The sequence below is a fragment of the Shewanella sp. 6_MG-2023 genome (assembly GCF_030547195.1).
Classification (GTDB): Bacteria; Pseudomonadota; Gammaproteobacteria; order Enterobacterales; family Shewanellaceae; genus Shewanella.
Genome location: NZ_JAUOQU010000007.1, coordinates 35,069 through 50,229, shown reverse-complemented (window position 1 = coordinate 50,229; position 15,161 = coordinate 35,069). Strand labels below are relative to the sequence as shown.

15 protein-coding genes and 1 tRNA gene are annotated in these 15,161 nt (G+C 39.2%); 7 read left to right on the top strand and 9 right to left on the bottom strand.

Annotation, left to right across the window (positions count from 1 at the left end; all coding sequences use genetic code 11):
• The first annotated feature begins 66 nt into the window (after positions 1 to 66).
• Entirely contained in the window at positions 67 to 399 is a 333-nt protein-coding gene (gene flgM / locus Q4533_RS06000) for a flagellar biosynthesis anti-sigma factor FlgM (RefSeq protein ID WP_102440678.1), read from the top strand.
• A 74-nt stretch (positions 400 to 473) separates the two neighbouring features.
• Positions 474 to 899 (top strand): flagella synthesis protein FlgN, encoded by a 426-nt coding sequence (locus Q4533_RS05995; RefSeq protein WP_102440679.1) that lies wholly within the window; start codon positions 474 to 476, stop codon positions 897 to 899.
• 146 nt (positions 900 to 1,045) lie between these two features.
• Here Q4533_RS05995 and Q4533_RS05990 read toward each other — a convergent pair whose 3' ends face one another.
• Both Q4533_RS05990 and Q4533_RS05985 read right to left on the bottom strand, forming a co-directional pair.
• On the bottom strand, positions 1,046 to 1,501 hold the full coding sequence (locus tag Q4533_RS05990; protein ID WP_303502341.1) for an LPP20 family lipoprotein: 456 nt from the start codon (positions 1,499 to 1,501) through the stop codon (positions 1,046 to 1,048).
• Positions 1,498 to 2,202: a FlgO family outer membrane protein gene (locus tag Q4533_RS05985; protein ID WP_303502336.1), complete on the bottom strand. Its 705-nt coding sequence runs from the start codon at positions 2,200 to 2,202 to the stop codon at positions 1,498 to 1,500. Before Q4533_RS05985 ends, Q4533_RS05990 begins: the two co-directional genes overlap by 4 nt.
• Before the next feature lie 272 nt (positions 2,203 to 2,474).
• Here Q4533_RS05985 and Q4533_RS05980 point away from each other — a divergent pair, with 272 nt between their 5' ends.
• The 5 genes from Q4533_RS05980 (at position 2,475) to Q4533_RS05960 (ending at position 8,025) form a co-directional block, all read left to right on the top strand.
• Positions 2,475 to 3,665 (top strand): flagellar assembly protein T N-terminal domain-containing protein, encoded by a 1,191-nt coding sequence (locus Q4533_RS05980; protein WP_303502335.1) that lies wholly within the window; start codon positions 2,475 to 2,477, stop codon positions 3,663 to 3,665.
• A gap of 34 nt (positions 3,666 to 3,699) precedes the next feature.
• Positions 3,700 to 6,168 (top strand): 6-hydroxymethylpterin diphosphokinase MptE-like protein, encoded by a 2,469-nt coding sequence (locus Q4533_RS05975; protein WP_303502332.1) that lies wholly within the window; start codon positions 3,700 to 3,702, stop codon positions 6,166 to 6,168.
• A gap of 22 nt (positions 6,169 to 6,190) precedes the next feature.
• The gene (locus Q4533_RS05970; RefSeq protein ID WP_303502330.1) at positions 6,191 to 7,486 is read left to right on the top strand and encodes a motility associated factor glycosyltransferase family protein; all 1,296 of its coding nucleotides are present in this window, start codon (positions 6,191 to 6,193) and stop codon (positions 7,484 to 7,486) included.
• Positions 7,483 to 7,773: a hypothetical protein gene (locus Q4533_RS05965; protein ID WP_303502328.1), complete on the top strand. Its 291-nt coding sequence runs from the start codon at positions 7,483 to 7,485 to the stop codon at positions 7,771 to 7,773. The genes Q4533_RS05970 and Q4533_RS05965 overlap by 4 nt, the downstream gene beginning before the upstream one ends.
• 176 nt (positions 7,774 to 7,949) lie before the next feature.
• A tRNA-Arg gene (locus tag Q4533_RS05960) sits at positions 7,950 to 8,025 on the top strand.
• A 196-nt stretch (positions 8,026 to 8,221) separates the two neighbouring features.
• On the opposite strand, the gene Q4533_RS05955 is transcribed toward Q4533_RS05960, so the two are convergent.
• The 7 genes from Q4533_RS05955 to pseG form a co-directional block, all read right to left on the bottom strand.
• Positions 8,222 to 9,067, bottom strand: a complete 846-nt coding sequence (locus tag Q4533_RS05955) for a putative sugar O-methyltransferase (protein ID WP_303502326.1) — start codon at positions 9,065 to 9,067, stop codon at positions 8,222 to 8,224.
• Positions 9,061 to 9,285 (bottom strand): hypothetical protein, encoded by a 225-nt coding sequence (locus Q4533_RS05950; RefSeq protein WP_303502324.1) that lies wholly within the window; start codon positions 9,283 to 9,285, stop codon positions 9,061 to 9,063. The genes Q4533_RS05955 and Q4533_RS05950 overlap by 7 nt, the downstream gene beginning before the upstream one ends.
• Positions 9,286 to 9,376: 91 nt before the next feature.
• Positions 9,377 to 10,933: a class I adenylate-forming enzyme family protein gene (locus Q4533_RS05945; protein ID WP_303502321.1), complete on the bottom strand. Its 1,557-nt coding sequence runs from the start codon at positions 10,931 to 10,933 to the stop codon at positions 9,377 to 9,379.
• 13 nt (positions 10,934 to 10,946) lie between these two features.
• Positions 10,947 to 11,198, bottom strand: coding sequence for an acyl carrier protein (locus Q4533_RS05940; protein ID WP_303502318.1), 252 nt, complete (start codon positions 11,196 to 11,198; stop codon positions 10,947 to 10,949).
• A gap of 25 nt (positions 11,199 to 11,223) precedes the next feature.
• On the bottom strand, positions 11,224 to 12,288 hold the full coding sequence (gene pseI / locus Q4533_RS05935; protein WP_303502315.1) for a pseudaminic acid synthase: 1,065 nt from the start codon (positions 12,286 to 12,288) through the stop codon (positions 11,224 to 11,226).
• 15 nt (positions 12,289 to 12,303) lie between these two features.
• Positions 12,304 to 13,434, bottom strand: coding sequence for a Gfo/Idh/MocA family protein (locus tag Q4533_RS05930; protein WP_303502313.1), 1,131 nt, complete (start codon positions 13,432 to 13,434; stop codon positions 12,304 to 12,306).
• A gap of 61 nt (positions 13,435 to 13,495) precedes the next feature.
• Positions 13,496 to 15,160: a UDP-2,4-diacetamido-2,4,6-trideoxy-beta-L-altropyranose hydrolase gene (gene pseG / locus Q4533_RS05925; protein WP_303502312.1), complete on the bottom strand. Its 1,665-nt coding sequence runs from the start codon at positions 15,158 to 15,160 to the stop codon at positions 13,496 to 13,498.
• Position 15,161: the final 1 nt, after the last annotated feature.

Here is a 15,161-nt window from a genome sequence, read left to right as displayed (position 1 = left end):
CTAAAGTTTTTTCTGACAAGGCCGATAACCTGTTTGGAAAACCCTAACATTACGCTGGAGCCTCACATGGCAATTGATATTAACCATCTAAAAACAGCTTCTCATGCTCAGTTGCGCACCAATCGCGACGCAGGAGCAACAACGCAAACAGCTGACTCAGCGGCTAAGACCACGGCTGCCCCAGTAAAAACGGATTCGGTCAGTATTACTGCACAAGCGCAGCAGCTGCAGGGAGTGCAGAGTAATATGGCATCTTTACCAGAAGTTGACCAAAGCAAAGTTGATGCAATTAAATTAGCAATTTCAGAAGGTCGCTACAAAGTCGATCCTGAAAAGTTAGCTGCTAACATTGCTAGCTTTGAAGCTGATCTTGACGGATTAAATTTCGACCAAGAGTAACCTCATCGTTACTCTTGATATTATCGGCCACACATTACTTAACGGGTAATGTGGGTTTTAATAAAGAGTAACTTATGACTGAATTACTACAGCTGTTATCTTTTCAGCACGACACCTTGTCGTCGCTGAAATTACTTGTATCTGAAGAAAAATTAGCCCTTACTGAACGTGACGCAGATAAACTACTGTCACTGGCAAAAGACAAGGTTGACTGCCTAAACAACCTCAAACTTAATGATGAAAAGTTAGCCTCTCACCCAGAAAAAGCATTATTAAACGCTGAGCCAGAACTCATTGTTAAAGTCGAAGAAGCCAAAGCGATTCTAGACGAGTGCAAGGCCATCAATAGTCAAAATGCCAGCTTAATTGAGCTTAATATAGCCAGCCTTAATCGCTTCTCTCAAGCGCTGCAAATGAGCCGTAATGCATCAAGCCTGACCTATAATGACAAAGGCCGAACTTCAACGATTTCCTCTTTAGGGCAAAACCTTAAAGCATAATCGAGGCGGTAATTAACTGCCCTGCGAGTTGCTAGATTGTGTTTTAAAAACCAAAAAACCGCTCAAAGAGCGGTTTTTTTTGTTCTTCAGTTAAGTTAATTTAAATGACTGGATTTAAATGACTGGATTTAAATAATTAAATTTAACTAAAAGTAAGTCACATGCTTAATCGTTCTAGGCCTATTTTGCTGCTGATATAGGCTCCATACCTGTGAAAAATCCAGTTCTAACTCAGTCACATACATATCACCAGCCGGATAGCTTTTGACCACTTTAGCGCCTTTAATCATGCCCGAGACACTGGCGGTAACGGTTTGCTTATTCAGCAACCAATCATCGACCTGGCTACTGGCATCAATCTGCTGGCCATACACTTGCTCAGCCAGTTCACGATAAGCGGCAATTTTAGACGCTTGCATCGCCATTAACACCTTGTGAGATTGCTCTGTTGCCGGTTGCGTTGCTAACGGCGCATAACCAATAGCGGTTAGTTTAGGAAATTGTTTAGGCGCCTCGGTTTCCCATTGCACATACTTGTCGTTTACCGCACACCCGGACAAGGTGAGGGCTGCTGTCAGGGTTGCAAACAGTATTGCCTTCATTGGTTATCTCCTAAAATAGTCACGCTTGCCATACCTGCATGCTCGTTTCGATACAAGATGCCGTCTTTTGAAATCACCTTATTGGCAGGTGTTAAATAGCCTGGCAGGCTGTGGGTTTTAACAAAGGTTTGTACCGCTGACACTACTCGATTATTGCTAGTATTGACAATTCTGGCATTGAGCACCACGCCCTCTGAGGTAGTGCCCATGGTGGCTACGACCACATGGGATACCGCTAAATCTGTGGCAAGCTGCTTCCAATCGCGGCTTAAAATAAACTCACCCTCCGCAGTGGCGCGAAGTGAACTAGCCACATTCATATCAACAAGATTAAATTCATTGGCATGAAATGCAGTCAACATGCCTTGCTGCAATTGCTGCCCCAGCAAATTAGTTTGTCCGTAATCATCAAGCATGACAGGTGTGGTGATCAGCAGTGGTTGATCAGCTCGTAAGCTGTCGTTTTGTAGCACTAATTCATTGACAATTTTTTCTGCCAAGCGGTTAACCCCAGCTTTGGGCGCTATGCCTGACTGCTGAATATCGTAGCGAATAACATGATCCGTTTTGGGCTCAGACTCATACCAAAAATTCATCTCATAGCCTTCATTGACATAAGATAAATCATCATACTCTGTCGGTTGTGAGCCAGCACAAGCTGTCATCAACATCATGATTGGAAGTAAACCAATTCGGCGCATATTGCATTCCTGTATTTAACTCAAGCATTGCTATGGGCTAAGGCGTTTGAGGCCTAAAGGTTAAAAATGAATTCTAAAAACACTATCGGCAATCAGGATAAAAACTTTAGATAATTAATCCCTTTCAGCATTGGCTTAACGACTTATATATTGAAAACCAATAACAGGCACATTCTTTGCATTTATTCTCAAACAATCGCTCCTAGTACTTTAACGCCATAAACTTGGCACTGTATTAGTCGTTCATCGTTATCTTTAAGCAAGTGATTAATATGAAAATATGCAGTAAAACAACCCAGCGACTCTACTCCGCAGCCATATTGCTGTTTGTCAGTATCTTGAGTCTGCCGTTAAAAGCTGAAATTATTGAAGTAACAGGCCATGCGAATATCATCAATGGTAATGTCGACAAAGCCCGTGAAGCGGCAATAAGCCAAGCATTAAGCTATGCCAGCATGCAAGCTGGGGTTGGTGTTAACGTTAATAGTCAATACATCTCGGGTCAGGGGCAGTTAAGCCAAGATGCATTTCAGTTTAGTCATATAGGACAAGACAATAATATTGAACTGGTATCTGAAATGCTCACGAGCACTGACATTACTGTATTACTAAGATTAGATCTTCAAGACGACTCAGCTCAGCAATGCCGAGGTCAGCAATTAAGAGCGGCAATAATGGTGCCTCAGGCCAGTATTCAAGATCGCGCTCAATTACGTTATGGTCAGTTATTAAACTTTACTCAAGCACTATCACAACAGTATGGCGTGCTACTAAATAGTCACTCCCATAATAGCTTTGCCCGCATTCACGCCGATGAAGCACTCGATCACAGCAATGAGTTAATCAATTTTAAAGGTAATCGCATCCCAAGTTGGTTAGGCGAAATCACCGACAGCCAATACATATTGCAACCTGATATTCTTGATATCTCTACCGAGCCCAGCTCTAGCCTTTTATTTGGCTTATTTACAAGCTATCCACAAAGACAAATCAGCTTTAAGTTAACTTTGTATCACGCTATTAGCGGTGAAAAAGTCTGGAGTAAAGATTACTCAGCACAGGCGCCGTGGGAGTTTGAACGTGACGAAACCGTATCACCCACCACTAAACGTTTTTGGCGCTCAAGCTATGGCCAAACGGTTAACCAGCTTATGCAGCAAAGCAATGCTGACATTGATAATTTGCTAAATTGTCGCCCACTGCTGGGACAAATTGTGGCTAAACAAGGCAATAGAATAATTATTAACTTAGGCCGTAAGCACCATGTGAGAGCCGGTGATAGCTTTCAAATTGTATTGCAACAAAACATCCCTGACAGAGTGAATTTAATGCGCGCCGTTGCCACACCAAACCGCGCAACAGTCACCATTGATCAAGTATCAGAAGAAAGTGCCACCGCAGTATTACAAGGCATAGACGCAACAGGGAATATTCAAATACAAGATATCGTGATTAAGATTTAAATATATTGAGATGGCTAATACTAAAGGCAAAAATATGGATACACATTCAGTGATTAAAAATCAATTTTCTATCAGCCAGTTTGGTGAGTATTACTTACCCAGTGTAAATCGAAATACATTTGAAAAAATTGACTCAAGAACACTATATAAACAAAAATATAGCAGGGACATTTTTAAAGAGGATACTCTCCATATTATTTTTGGTCTTGATTCAGGCTTATTGGTTAACTATATATTAGAGAATGATAGACCAAGTGGTAGCAAATATATTTTTGTAGAGTTACCTGTAGTCCTAAGTTTACTTAACGTAGATATACCAAAAAATAAAAGTAGCTACATAAAAATATTTAATCTAGAACAATTGTCTGAACACTTAGAATCAAGTCAAGACGATCTCTTTTTAATAAAGAATCAATCAATTATCACGCTTTCTCTTGCAGTCTCATCCGGCATCATTGAAGAATATATTGAATTTTTCAATACAGCACATCGGATAATATCTCAGCATACATCACTGAAGAAAAGTTGTTTTACACAGAAAATATTTGTAACACAACAGCTAAAGAATGTTTGTGATAATCATATCCCTGCATCGATATTAAATAATAAATTTACGGGAAAAATGGCTATCATTGTTGGTGGAGGCCCATCCTTTGATAACCATATAGCTTGGATAAAAAACAACTATCAAGATTTGTTCATTATTGCAGTGTCTCGGATGGCTGCAATACTTTCCAAAGCAGGAATTCCAGCACATATTATTGTTTCTGTTGATCCTCAAGAGCATAGCTTTGAAGTGAACCGAGACATGATGTCGCTTTCCAAAGAAAGTTTATTTATTACTTCTCATCATGTTAATCACCGAATTGTTAGTCAATGGCAAGGGACATCTCTCTATATAGGAGAGGCTTTACCATGGGTAAACGAGCCAAATAATATTCCAACCATTGGACCTACTGTTACTAATAGTGCATTAAGAATTGCCATAGAATATGGTTTTAAAAATATCCTGTTATCTGGAGTTGATTTTTGCCATTCCAATAATGGAATTACTCATGCACAAGGAACTGTTGAGGCTCAAGCTGGCACCAGTAATAGTGCCATTAACGAATGGGTAGAAACCTATGCAGGTGAAATAGCAGAAACACCTATACAGCTGGTTTATGCAGCACAAGCACTCCAGGAAGAAGCTCAATCTTACCCTGATGTTACAATATCTAACCTATCAATAAACGCTGCTCAAGTTGATGGTATCGATTACCAACCGATTGATAGCGTCAAGATTATTCCTGCTAACATAAATCCACAGCAATTGTTGGCTCTGGTGGATGAATTGAGTTCGAGCCAAGCAGAATTCTTTGTGAAAAAACATGATGAACTTTCATCAGCACTTACTGACTTCAAAAGAATAAATTGCCTATGTATTAAAGCTATTGAATTGAACTCAGAGTTAGTAAGTAATAGAAAAACACCAAAGAAACATCAAAAAATAAACGCTAAAATTGAGTCAATTGAAAACACATTAAAAAACAATTTTGCCGAATACACCAATGCTATCAAATTCTATGGTTATTATGAGTTTTCTAAATTTTTAACCACAAAAGATACTGAGGATTGGACTGTTGATCAGATGAATGACATGACTTACCAATATTACAATGCTTTTAAAGTCATTAGTTCTACTTTAATTGGTTCAATTGCTGAATCTATTGATTATGTTGAGTTGAGACTAGAAGAATTAAAAGAAACCGCATCAATTTCATTGCTGCATAAAGGCTGGCTCAAATATAATCAGCCAGGCAGAGTCAATATTTGGCTAGCATCCCAAACTGAAGAGTCTAAAATATCTTATTCAAAGGAGGACACTCATCTAATAGAAGCACTACAAGAAAACTACCATCAACAATTGACGAGTCTATCGCATCCTTACTTTTCAATGCAAAAATCCAATCAATCACTGGTCAATACTCAAACAAAAATATTAGACCTCCAAAAAAATAATAATGCCACAGGCTTAAGAATACTATTGAAGGGTTTAGAGCCCTTAATGAAAGAAAATGAAACGGCGGACAGATTATTCCATTTAGCAGAGCATTATCTTTATATCATCGAAAAACGTTTTGAATTAGCCCTAGAATCAGTACAGAAAATTGCAGATGTTCAGTTAACTGAAATAGAGAGAAAACAAATTCTATTTCTTTCACTGAAGTTGTACGATCTTGATTTAGCAGAGAAAACGCTTAGTGAACTCACACAATATAGCGATGAATATCTACCACAACATGCTCATATTTTATCTTTACAAGGTAATAACCAACAAGCATTAGACATGTATTTGGACTTTTTAGATAAATACCCTACCGATGAGAGCACTTTAATCAAACTTGGTATTTTTCTCGCAGGCCTAGGTGAAATAAACGGAGCCAAATCAGCTTTTGAACAAATACTATCGTTTAATCCTGACAATTTAACTGCATCCAACTATCTAACACAATTAGCCTGATGACATAAGGTAAGTCCCCAAAGTGAGTGAACTATTTCTATCTAATTTAAATATAATTAAGCAGCGGTGGCCTAAACTGGCAACTCAATTAGATCAAAATTCAATAGAGAATTTTTCTGCATCTCTTGTAACAGGGAATACTCAAACAATTAGTGTAAATGGAATTCAATTAAGTAGCCGACACAACCGCATGGCTGAAGCGCAACTGTACATAGACCAATTAGATACTAATTGTAATACGGTCACTCTTTATGGTGTTGGTATGGGAGATGTTCCGAGTTTGCTTATTGATATAAACAACCTCGAGAGCATTGACATAGCACCACTAAACCTTAGTCTTTTCGCATTATTACTCACCTACACAGACCAAAGTGAATGGCTAGCAGACTCAAGAGTTAATTTATTTATTCCGCCACAATATCAATTAGCAGAGAACTATATTGCTATCACCCCTGATTTGGCGCTGGCAGATGAAGCTAGTAGTGTATTAAGAGATTTCTTGGTTTTAGAAAACAATCGAGAATTCGCCAATATCCAGCACCAAGTAAATGATGCTGAAATGATAGCGCGACATACCCAAAATATGATTGCCCTACAAAGAGATCCTAGCGCCGAACAAATAGTGATAGCTCATTATCAAAAAGCTGCGAGTATCATCGCCACAGGTCCAACCCTTGAGAGTCAGTATAAGATTCTAAAAAAACAGCGTGAATTACCCAATAAAATTAGACCGTTAATGATCGCTGTTGATACGGCGCTTATGGCCTTAGAAAATGAAGGGATCATTCCGGATATTGTTGTCACAATCGATAAAAATATTACTCTAAAGCACTTACCAGAAAATCTGTCAGAAAAAATATCTTTAGTTTACTTTCCAAATACAGATCCCATAGTCATTAACCAATGGGGCGGAAAAAAATATAACGCTTATACAAACAGAGCAACCTTTGACGACCTACACTCACGCATGCCAAAAATAAGACTTTATACCAATGGCAGCGTTATACATCCAGCAATTGATCTCGCTGTTCAACTCGGGCTCACAGAGATTAATCTATATGGATGTGACTTTAGCTATCCACATAATAAAACCCATGCATTTTGGAAAGATGGCGAACTAGGTCCTTCCATTAATTATTCGAATAAACATTGGGTTCTAGATGGTAATGGTAATAAAGTCGCCACTGACCTCAACTTCAGGGCTTACCTTCGATACCTTGAACTGTATATAAAATCGAAACCTCAAGTCCAATTTTATAAATCTACTAAAGACGGCGCCAAAATAAACGGAGTGGCTTACAGGGAGTCGGTAATATGAAAACCAATCAACATAATAACCATGGTTCGAATGCAGATGCTGCAAAAAATGAGCTATCTACCTTATGTATTTCGACAGCCATTAAATTTAGATTAGGCCAAGAAGCAAGTGCGTCGCAACAGTTTAGAGAGTGTATAAACTTACTCGAACCGTTACTTGAAAATCATCATAACGCAGTTAATATTATGAAAATACTGCCTGAGATCCTTGCATCTCAGGAAAAGCATGATTGGATATGCTTAGCTGATTATTTAGAATATGAGCTACCCATATTACTTAAAAACTAAGCCAGAAACTGAGTTTATATCAGCTTTAAATAAGCCATAATCATTCATAAATTGATGAAGCTTTATCCCCTACCCTGCACTTTTGGCTAAAAGATAAACAGTTAAGCCAGTCAGTATTTAACAAATAGCTATAAAACCTTTAAAACTAAAAGAAAACTTGTATAATTACGCACAGTCTCCCTATAGCTCAACAGGATAGAGCAGTCGCCTCCTAAGCGATCGATCAGGGTTCGAGTCCTTGTGGGGAGACCATATTTAGACATTTTACCAATCAATAATGTATACCTAAGTTTGCCTTATAATACTTTGCTACGGCACGAACGAATAAACCGATTCCCTTATCCCAAATTCGCTGATGATGAGTAATTACAGGCAGGGATATAATAACTCTCACATCCCTCTCAAAGTCACTGGCTTAACAATAATGCCAACCCAGTTTTCAGAATAATTAATCCACACTCTTATGTTTATAGAGACGTAATTCAGAATTATAACCGTCTATGGTTTCGAATCCAAATGGATGAACATTGGTAGAAATAAGCTCATAATCAGGTAAAAAGGAATCGTAATCATCACCTTTTATTTGCTCTTTGACACCCGCATGACTGCCATCTGTAGCAAGCTGCTTACCTTCTCGTAAATTACGTAAAAGTACATATTTACAGTTGAGCCTAGCAACATGCTCAAGGTAGTTTTTGACAATATCCGGCTCCATCTCTTGAAAAGAGATAAAGTTAACAAACAAATCTAAATCACCGCTAACGTCTGGCAATTGCCATGGGCAAAGAACAGCCCCTTTATAACGTTCAGAAAGATTGTGTAACGATGGCTCTTTCATCGCTTTTACTGTTTGATAATCGGCAATATTATCTTTTCCAAAATTACTTTGTAGGTAGTAAGTTGAAAATAAACACGTCGGTGCAATATCGACATTCATATAGAATGTGTCATTACGGCTATCGCTAAGTAAAATCTCACCGAGGGATCCGAACCCACCACCAATTTCTAACACGGTTTTAATTGGGACATCTTTAATTTGTTGCTTTAGAAAGCTTAGTCCTAATAAGTAGTTCAAGCTTGAGCGACTAAACTTTTGCTCATTAAATTCAAACTGCTCAATAGGCGAGCCAATTTCACTTTCACTAAAACGGTCTGTAAAAGGCGCTTTTATACTTTCACTCGCTTTGTACACTCTGAAATCACTTTTAGCATGCATTTCACCAGACAAGAAATCTTGCATCGACAACCAAGCTTTGTTGTCATCACTTAATTGGCTTTGACACATATCTAACATATTCTGATATTTATCAGCTTGAGTGGCCCAACCATGAAAAAGGTAGGTTGGAACAAAAATGAACGCGCACTCGATAAACGGCGAAAGTTTTCAATGCCGTGGTTTTCTATGTCTTTTTGCAGGCCTTTTGCACCAAATTGCCAAAAACTGGTCGGTAAATACTTTGAATCAACCTTTTTCATATCTTGGCTGATGATGTCAATTTGTTCGGTCCACATAGATGTAATTCCTTATGGGTTCTTACTAATTAGGCGATACTGTAGATAAAGGGATGAGTTTTTAGTTCTAGAGGTAGCGATACTTTACCCGCTACTCACCATATAACATCACTCTCAACATATCAGTCCACCCTTGATTAAGTTTGCTATATTCATCTCGTAATAACAGCTTTGAAACTTTCCCTGTTGGAGTTAACGGCAAAGATTTAGGGAAAAAATACTTTAATGGTCTCTGAAATGAAGCTAGATTTTTATTAGATAATCGTCTTAACGGGGTTTCTAACTCTTCCCCTATTTCAGTAATGCAAACAGCAACAATGACTTCACCTAACAGGCTATCTTCAACGCCAATTACTGCGACTTCATTAAGCTCAGGGTGACGTAATAATTCTGTTTCGATATCTTTAGGGTAAATATTGATACCCCCAGAAATAATGACATCTTTTTGCCTACCTACGTAAGTAACAAACCCCTGTTTATCCATTGAACCAATATCCCCTGTTAAGAAATATCCTCGCTCAATAGACGCTGCTGTAAGTTCGGTTTTACCATAATAGCCAGTAAAACTCAGTGGTGATTTAACCGCTATTTGCCCTACAACATCACAGTCAACGACCTGTAATTTGGAGTCGATTATTTGAAGATCTACGTTGTCACATGGAAGGCCAACAGTTTGATATTTATATTTGGCATCCGCAGGGACTAAATTCGTTGCAACTGCAATTTCTGTAGCACCATAAATTTCGTAAAAATCACAACCTATGGCATTAAATACTTGCGCTTTAAAGCCTGCATCAATCGGGGCAGAAGAAGTCACAATAGTACGTAGATTTTGCAACGCTGCAGCATTGGATATTAAGCTATTTTTCAATGCATAAAGATGTGATGAAACGGCGATAACAAAGCTCACTTTTTGCTCTGCCACTAAATTTAACCAAGCTAATGGCGTAAAGCGTGAAAGGTGAACTAAACTCGCGCCCAACAATAAGGGAACAAAGGTTAATCGCTGGCCCAAAGAATGGAAAAAAGGCGATGCACATAGCACTGTATCGTTAGATGAAAGCAAATAAAGCGCCCATGTCTGCTCAGCTCTCGCTAGCTTCACAGCTTGAGATATCATAATGGGCTTTGGTTGCCCCGTAGAGCCAGAAGAGAGTGTGATAAGGAAATCATCTTCCAATAACCATTCATCGATTTCTAATTTTTCAGCTTGTTGCTGGCATTCCTTACCAAACGCAGTTGAACAATCTAACGCCTTTCGTTCATTAAAGTCATCAGTTAATAATCTTGTCAATCCAGTGTCTCCAACAAGTTTATCAAGCAAAAGCTGTTTACCTATGACCATGTTGGCATCTACAGCTAAACAAGCTGCTTGTATCTGCGTAGGTAATAGGTGCGCACTCATAGGGATACAACATCCCCCAACTTTAGCAAGTGCAATACTGACACAGACATTATCTATTTGTTCATTGGTAATTAATGCCGCTCGGGGCCTTAGTTTGCCGCTTGTTGAAAGTATATATAACGCTAAACTATCAACTCGTTGTAAAAGTTGCTTGTAGGTATAACGCTGCTCACCATCATGCAGCGCTAATTTTTCCGGCATGGTGATGGCAGCTAAGTGAAAGCGAGCATAGATAGGAGACATGAGAGGGCTTACCTTATGATGACAACTTGTCACAAACCGATTGAGCTAAACCTTTAACCAGCTGTAACTGAGGATTAGCAAGTTCAATAGGTTTAAATTTCACGTTAAACTCTGACTCTAGCATCATGATAAGGCTCAATATAGCAAAGGAATCAAGTAGGCCTTCGGCAACAAAATTACTGTTATCATCAACGCTGACTTCACAATGCTGTGCTATATAATCTAAAATCGTCTCAACAACATGAGGGTACTGTTCATTATTCATATTAAATACACTTTTAACTGTTCGCTTAAGCGATAACATCCCAACTTAATCGATCACCGGCTTCTAGGTCTTTGTTGACCTTTCGTCCAAGCACTAATGGAAGATATTTAGGCTCTAACCCGTAACCAGGTCTAACTGAACGAATATTAGCTTCAGTAATGCTTTCACCTTTTTTAATGTCTTTGGAAATATACAGTGAACGGCGACCATTACTATTTTTGGCTGCTTCTGGCGTTAGACTGTATTCGACTTTACCGATGGCAACTTCAGCGCGGCGGATTTCAGTGATCATGTTTTTGAATTCACTAATCGTTAGCGAGAAGAAGCTATCGACAGTTTCTTCACCATCGTCTAGTTTAATGTGCTTTTCAATCACACAAGCGCCCATTGTCACCGCGGCAATTGACACTCCAATGCCGACAGTATGATCAGATAAGCCGATTGGACAATTGAATGTCTGCGCTAAACTTTGTACCGTTTTAAGGTTCACTTCTTCAGGAGGAGTTGGATAAGCGGTGGTGCACTTAAGCAAGATAATCTGGGTACAGCCGAACTCAGTTAAACATTCAACAGCAGTAACAATATCACTTAAACTTGCAACGCCAGTAGATACAATGACGGGTTTGCCTGTGGCTGCCACTTTTTTTAACAATCCTAAATCAACTATCTCAGGCGAAGCAATTTTATAAGCTTTAACTGGAAACTGTTCAAGTTCATCAACAGAGCTGTCATCAAATACTGAACCAAACAGTTCAACACCTAACTTTTCAGCTTCAGAAAATAGTGCAGGTAACCATTCCCATGGCGTATGAGCGTACTCATAAAGATTATATAAGTTTTTGTATTTAGCCCACGCATTATCAGGCGCAATAGCAAAGTCACCATGATTCACATTTAAGGTAATGGTATCTGGGCGATAAACTTGCAGTTTTATCGCATCTGCGCCCGTTGACGCTCCTGCGCGTAATAATTCAATTGCTTTGTCTAAACTGCCACCATGGTTACCAGATAACTCTGCAATAACATAAGCGGGCTCATCAGGACCGATAAGACGTTCACCAATACTGACTTTTTGAAATAATCCTTTCATGGATAACTCCCTAATTTAAATGATATCTATCCATCGTTGTTGTTGATTGGATTCAGTTGCGGCATTGAGTAATACCAAGCCTTCGTGGGCATGTTGCCAACCAAAAACATAAGGCGACTGATGTGAACCCGTACTTTTATATTCTATAAGTGCTTGGGCAATATCTTCATATAGATTCGCGAAAGCTTCAATAAAGCCTCCAGGATGCCCAGGTTTAAAGCGCTCTCTTATCTCATCAGCAAAATGACAATTGCCTCTGTTATAGATTGTTTCTACCGATTGCTGATTGAAAAGGTGCAAAACTTCAGGTTCCTCTTGGACCCAATGCCCACTACCTTTATCGCCAAACACCGATATTTTCAGACCGTTTTTATATCCTATTGCCGTTTTACTCACCCAATAAGAAGCCTGTATATCATTTTCACATTTCAGCCAAATGTTAGCGTCATCAACAATCCCATCAAACACAGAGTAATGATTGAAATTCGCATTCACGCTAGTTGGCTTACATCCCGTTACAAAGTCACTTATATGATGAACATGCACCGCTAAATCCAGTAACAACGTCGGTATTTCACCATCAACCAAGCGCCATGCTTGCGGAGACATGCTATTAATATCTTGAATAAAGCCATCTGAAGGCATTTCAACACGAACTTGTAGTATTTTACCTAAGTCTTCAGCTTCAACATGTCTTTTTAATACCCTTAACATCGGGTAGCCACTGTAATTAAATGTCACCGCAAGGAAACCTTTGGTCTCCTGCAATGCTTGTTGTATTGCTAACGATTGAGACAGGTTTGCAGCCATGGCTTTCTCACAAATAACAGCAATACCAGCACGTAATAATTTACACACCACTTCTTCGTGGCTTGGAGTGGGTGTTAGCACGACAACAGCATCAAGGTTCGCACCTTGTTCTGCTATATAGCGCGCCCAATCACTATAGATAAATTCAGAGCTAAGACCCCAATACTCACCTGTTTTATTGCTTTTTTCAGCATCACGGGAAAAACAACCAGAAGTCAGTTCCCAAAAACCATCTAACTGGCAAGCCACACTATGAGCATAACCCACGGCAGATTCGTGATCGCCACCAATAAACCCTATTTTAAGCGGAGTCTTACTAAGTTTAACTTGCTGCATCTCAATCCTGTGACGACGTTAGGTGTAATGTTGGGTGTAATAATGTTGCATGTGTAATTGATCAGCCCAAAGGCTCTCGCATTACATAATAAAACTCATCGACTGAGGCATCGGCGAAAATGGACGATACTACATTAAAATAGTCGCTTTCAGGTTCGACTTCTTTAAAACCTAAATAATCATTCATCAGTTTAACGTAGCGATTTTTACGGTGGATAACGGCTATCCACGGTATGCTTGGCCATCGTTTATCGCAATGTTCAAGCTGCCAATTTAATGCGAGTAGCGCATCTTGAAAAGAGGTCTCTGCTTGGCAAACAAACCAGCCTCCGATGAGAAAATCACGCAGCTGATACGATTGAACTTGATGCCAAATATACAGACTTGCTTGATTGTCTTTCTCTAACAAATAAGAGTCTCTTTGGGTATTAAACCACCAAGCATAATGTCCGAGTCGAACTATCGGTTTGGGCTCTATCATATTTTGTTTATTCGCAGGTAGGTTGCGGCTATCCAAGTAATGATTAATATCACCATCAACAACACCTCGAATACGATAAATATCGCTTAGTTGCTCATATGCTTCATCAATCATGTGCACAGGTTGAATAAACGAAGCTAAAGGTTGTGCCTCCGAGCCTAATATAACGTTAGCCACTCTAGATGCCCCAAAACCATCGATGTTGACTGCTTTACTGGTAAGCGCTTTAACTCGCTGATATTTATTTGATATCGTCAGCACTAATGAAGCCAACTGTTTTATATCAAAATCAGAGTTGCAATGAAAGAAGTGACCAATGCCCTCTAAATCAGAGAGCACGTTTTGTTGATTTTCAGCTAGAGAAAAAGTCAAAGCCGGTTTATTCAAGGCCAATAATTGATATAACACGCCACCAGCAGCACCAATATAAAGATCGCATTGAGTCAAATAAGGATAAAGGTCAAAACAATCAGTAATCGGTTGAACATGTTCATTATCTTGGAATGTTTCAAGTAACTGCTGTTTATTTTCAGTAAGAGGACCCAATATCGGTCTAATAACAATATTAATCGACGTGGTTAATTGCAATAAAGCCATGATAATATCACTGCTAACTTGACTATCACCACCACCCCCGACACCCACAAGCACAGTGAAAATATCATTATCTACTGGCACTTTATCTAGCGTCACTTGCTGCTGATATTGACTGGCCAGTAATGCATATTGCGGCCCCAACAATTTAGTTGTTAATTCTGGAAGTAAATCATCGTATGCATTAAGAGTACTCTTTCCTCGCCAACGAATATCAAGCAAAGTATCACACTCATGCTCCCGGCAAAGATCATCGATAACCATCAGCTTTGTGCCACCGCCACAAATTATCGCCTCCCACTCTTTGCCCAATATATAATCATCTAATACCACCCAATCAACTTGGTTAGCGTCAATAAATTTCTGGGTCAAATGGGCATCCAGTTTCCAGTTTGGTTCAAAGCTTTTGGTTGGTGTAAGGGGGGATGTCAATGGGTTTAAATCACTATTTGATTGACGATGGTCGTCATTAAAAAGGTAGCGATATTCAATCCCATCAAGAAAAGGCAACACTGAAGCATCAAAATTAGCGAATAAAAAAAAGCATTTATGGCCTAACGCTTGTAATTCTGTCGCGAGACAACAACAACGAACAAGGTGTCCGACTCCTGCTGCTTGACCTGCGTTTACCCTAAAAACAATACTTTTCATC

Coding starts and splice junctions, on each gene's coding strand:
- flgM (WP_102440678.1), top strand. CDS start 67: ATGGCAATTGATATTAACCATCTAAAAACAGCTTCTCATGCTCAGTTG.
- Q4533_RS05995 (WP_102440679.1), top strand. CDS start 474: ATGACTGAATTACTACAGCTGTTATCTTTTCAGCACGACACCTTGTCG.
- Q4533_RS05990 (WP_303502341.1), bottom strand. CDS start 1,501: ATGAAGGCAATACTGTTTGCAACCCTGACAGCAGCCCTCACCTTGTCC.
- Q4533_RS05985 (WP_303502336.1), bottom strand. CDS start 2,202: ATGCGCCGAATTGGTTTACTTCCAATCATGATGTTGATGACAGCTTGT.
- Q4533_RS05980 (WP_303502335.1), top strand. CDS start 2,475: ATGAAAATATGCAGTAAAACAACCCAGCGACTCTACTCCGCAGCCATA.
- Q4533_RS05975 (WP_303502332.1), top strand. CDS start 3,700: ATGGATACACATTCAGTGATTAAAAATCAATTTTCTATCAGCCAGTTT.
- Q4533_RS05965 (WP_303502328.1), top strand. CDS start 7,483: ATGAAAACCAATCAACATAATAACCATGGTTCGAATGCAGATGCTGCA.
- Q4533_RS05955 (WP_303502326.1), bottom strand. CDS start 9,067: ATGTTAGATATGTGTCAAAGCCAATTAAGTGATGACAACAAAGCTTGG.
- Q4533_RS05950 (WP_303502324.1), bottom strand. CDS start 9,285: ATGTGGACCGAACAAATTGACATCATCAGCCAAGATATGAAAAAGGTT.
- Q4533_RS05945 (WP_303502321.1), bottom strand. CDS start 10,933: ATGTCTCCTATCTATGCTCGCTTTCACTTAGCTGCCATCACCATGCCG.
- Q4533_RS05940 (WP_303502318.1), bottom strand. CDS start 11,198: ATGAATAATGAACAGTACCCTCATGTTGTTGAGACGATTTTAGATTAT.
- pseI (WP_303502315.1), bottom strand. CDS start 12,288: ATGAAAGGATTATTTCAAAAAGTCAGTATTGGTGAACGTCTTATCGGT.
- Q4533_RS05930 (WP_303502313.1), bottom strand. CDS start 13,434: ATGCAGCAAGTTAAACTTAGTAAGACTCCGCTTAAAATAGGGTTTATT.
- pseG (WP_303502312.1), bottom strand. CDS start 15,160: ATGAAAAGTATTGTTTTTAGGGTAAACGCAGGTCAAGCAGCAGGAGTC.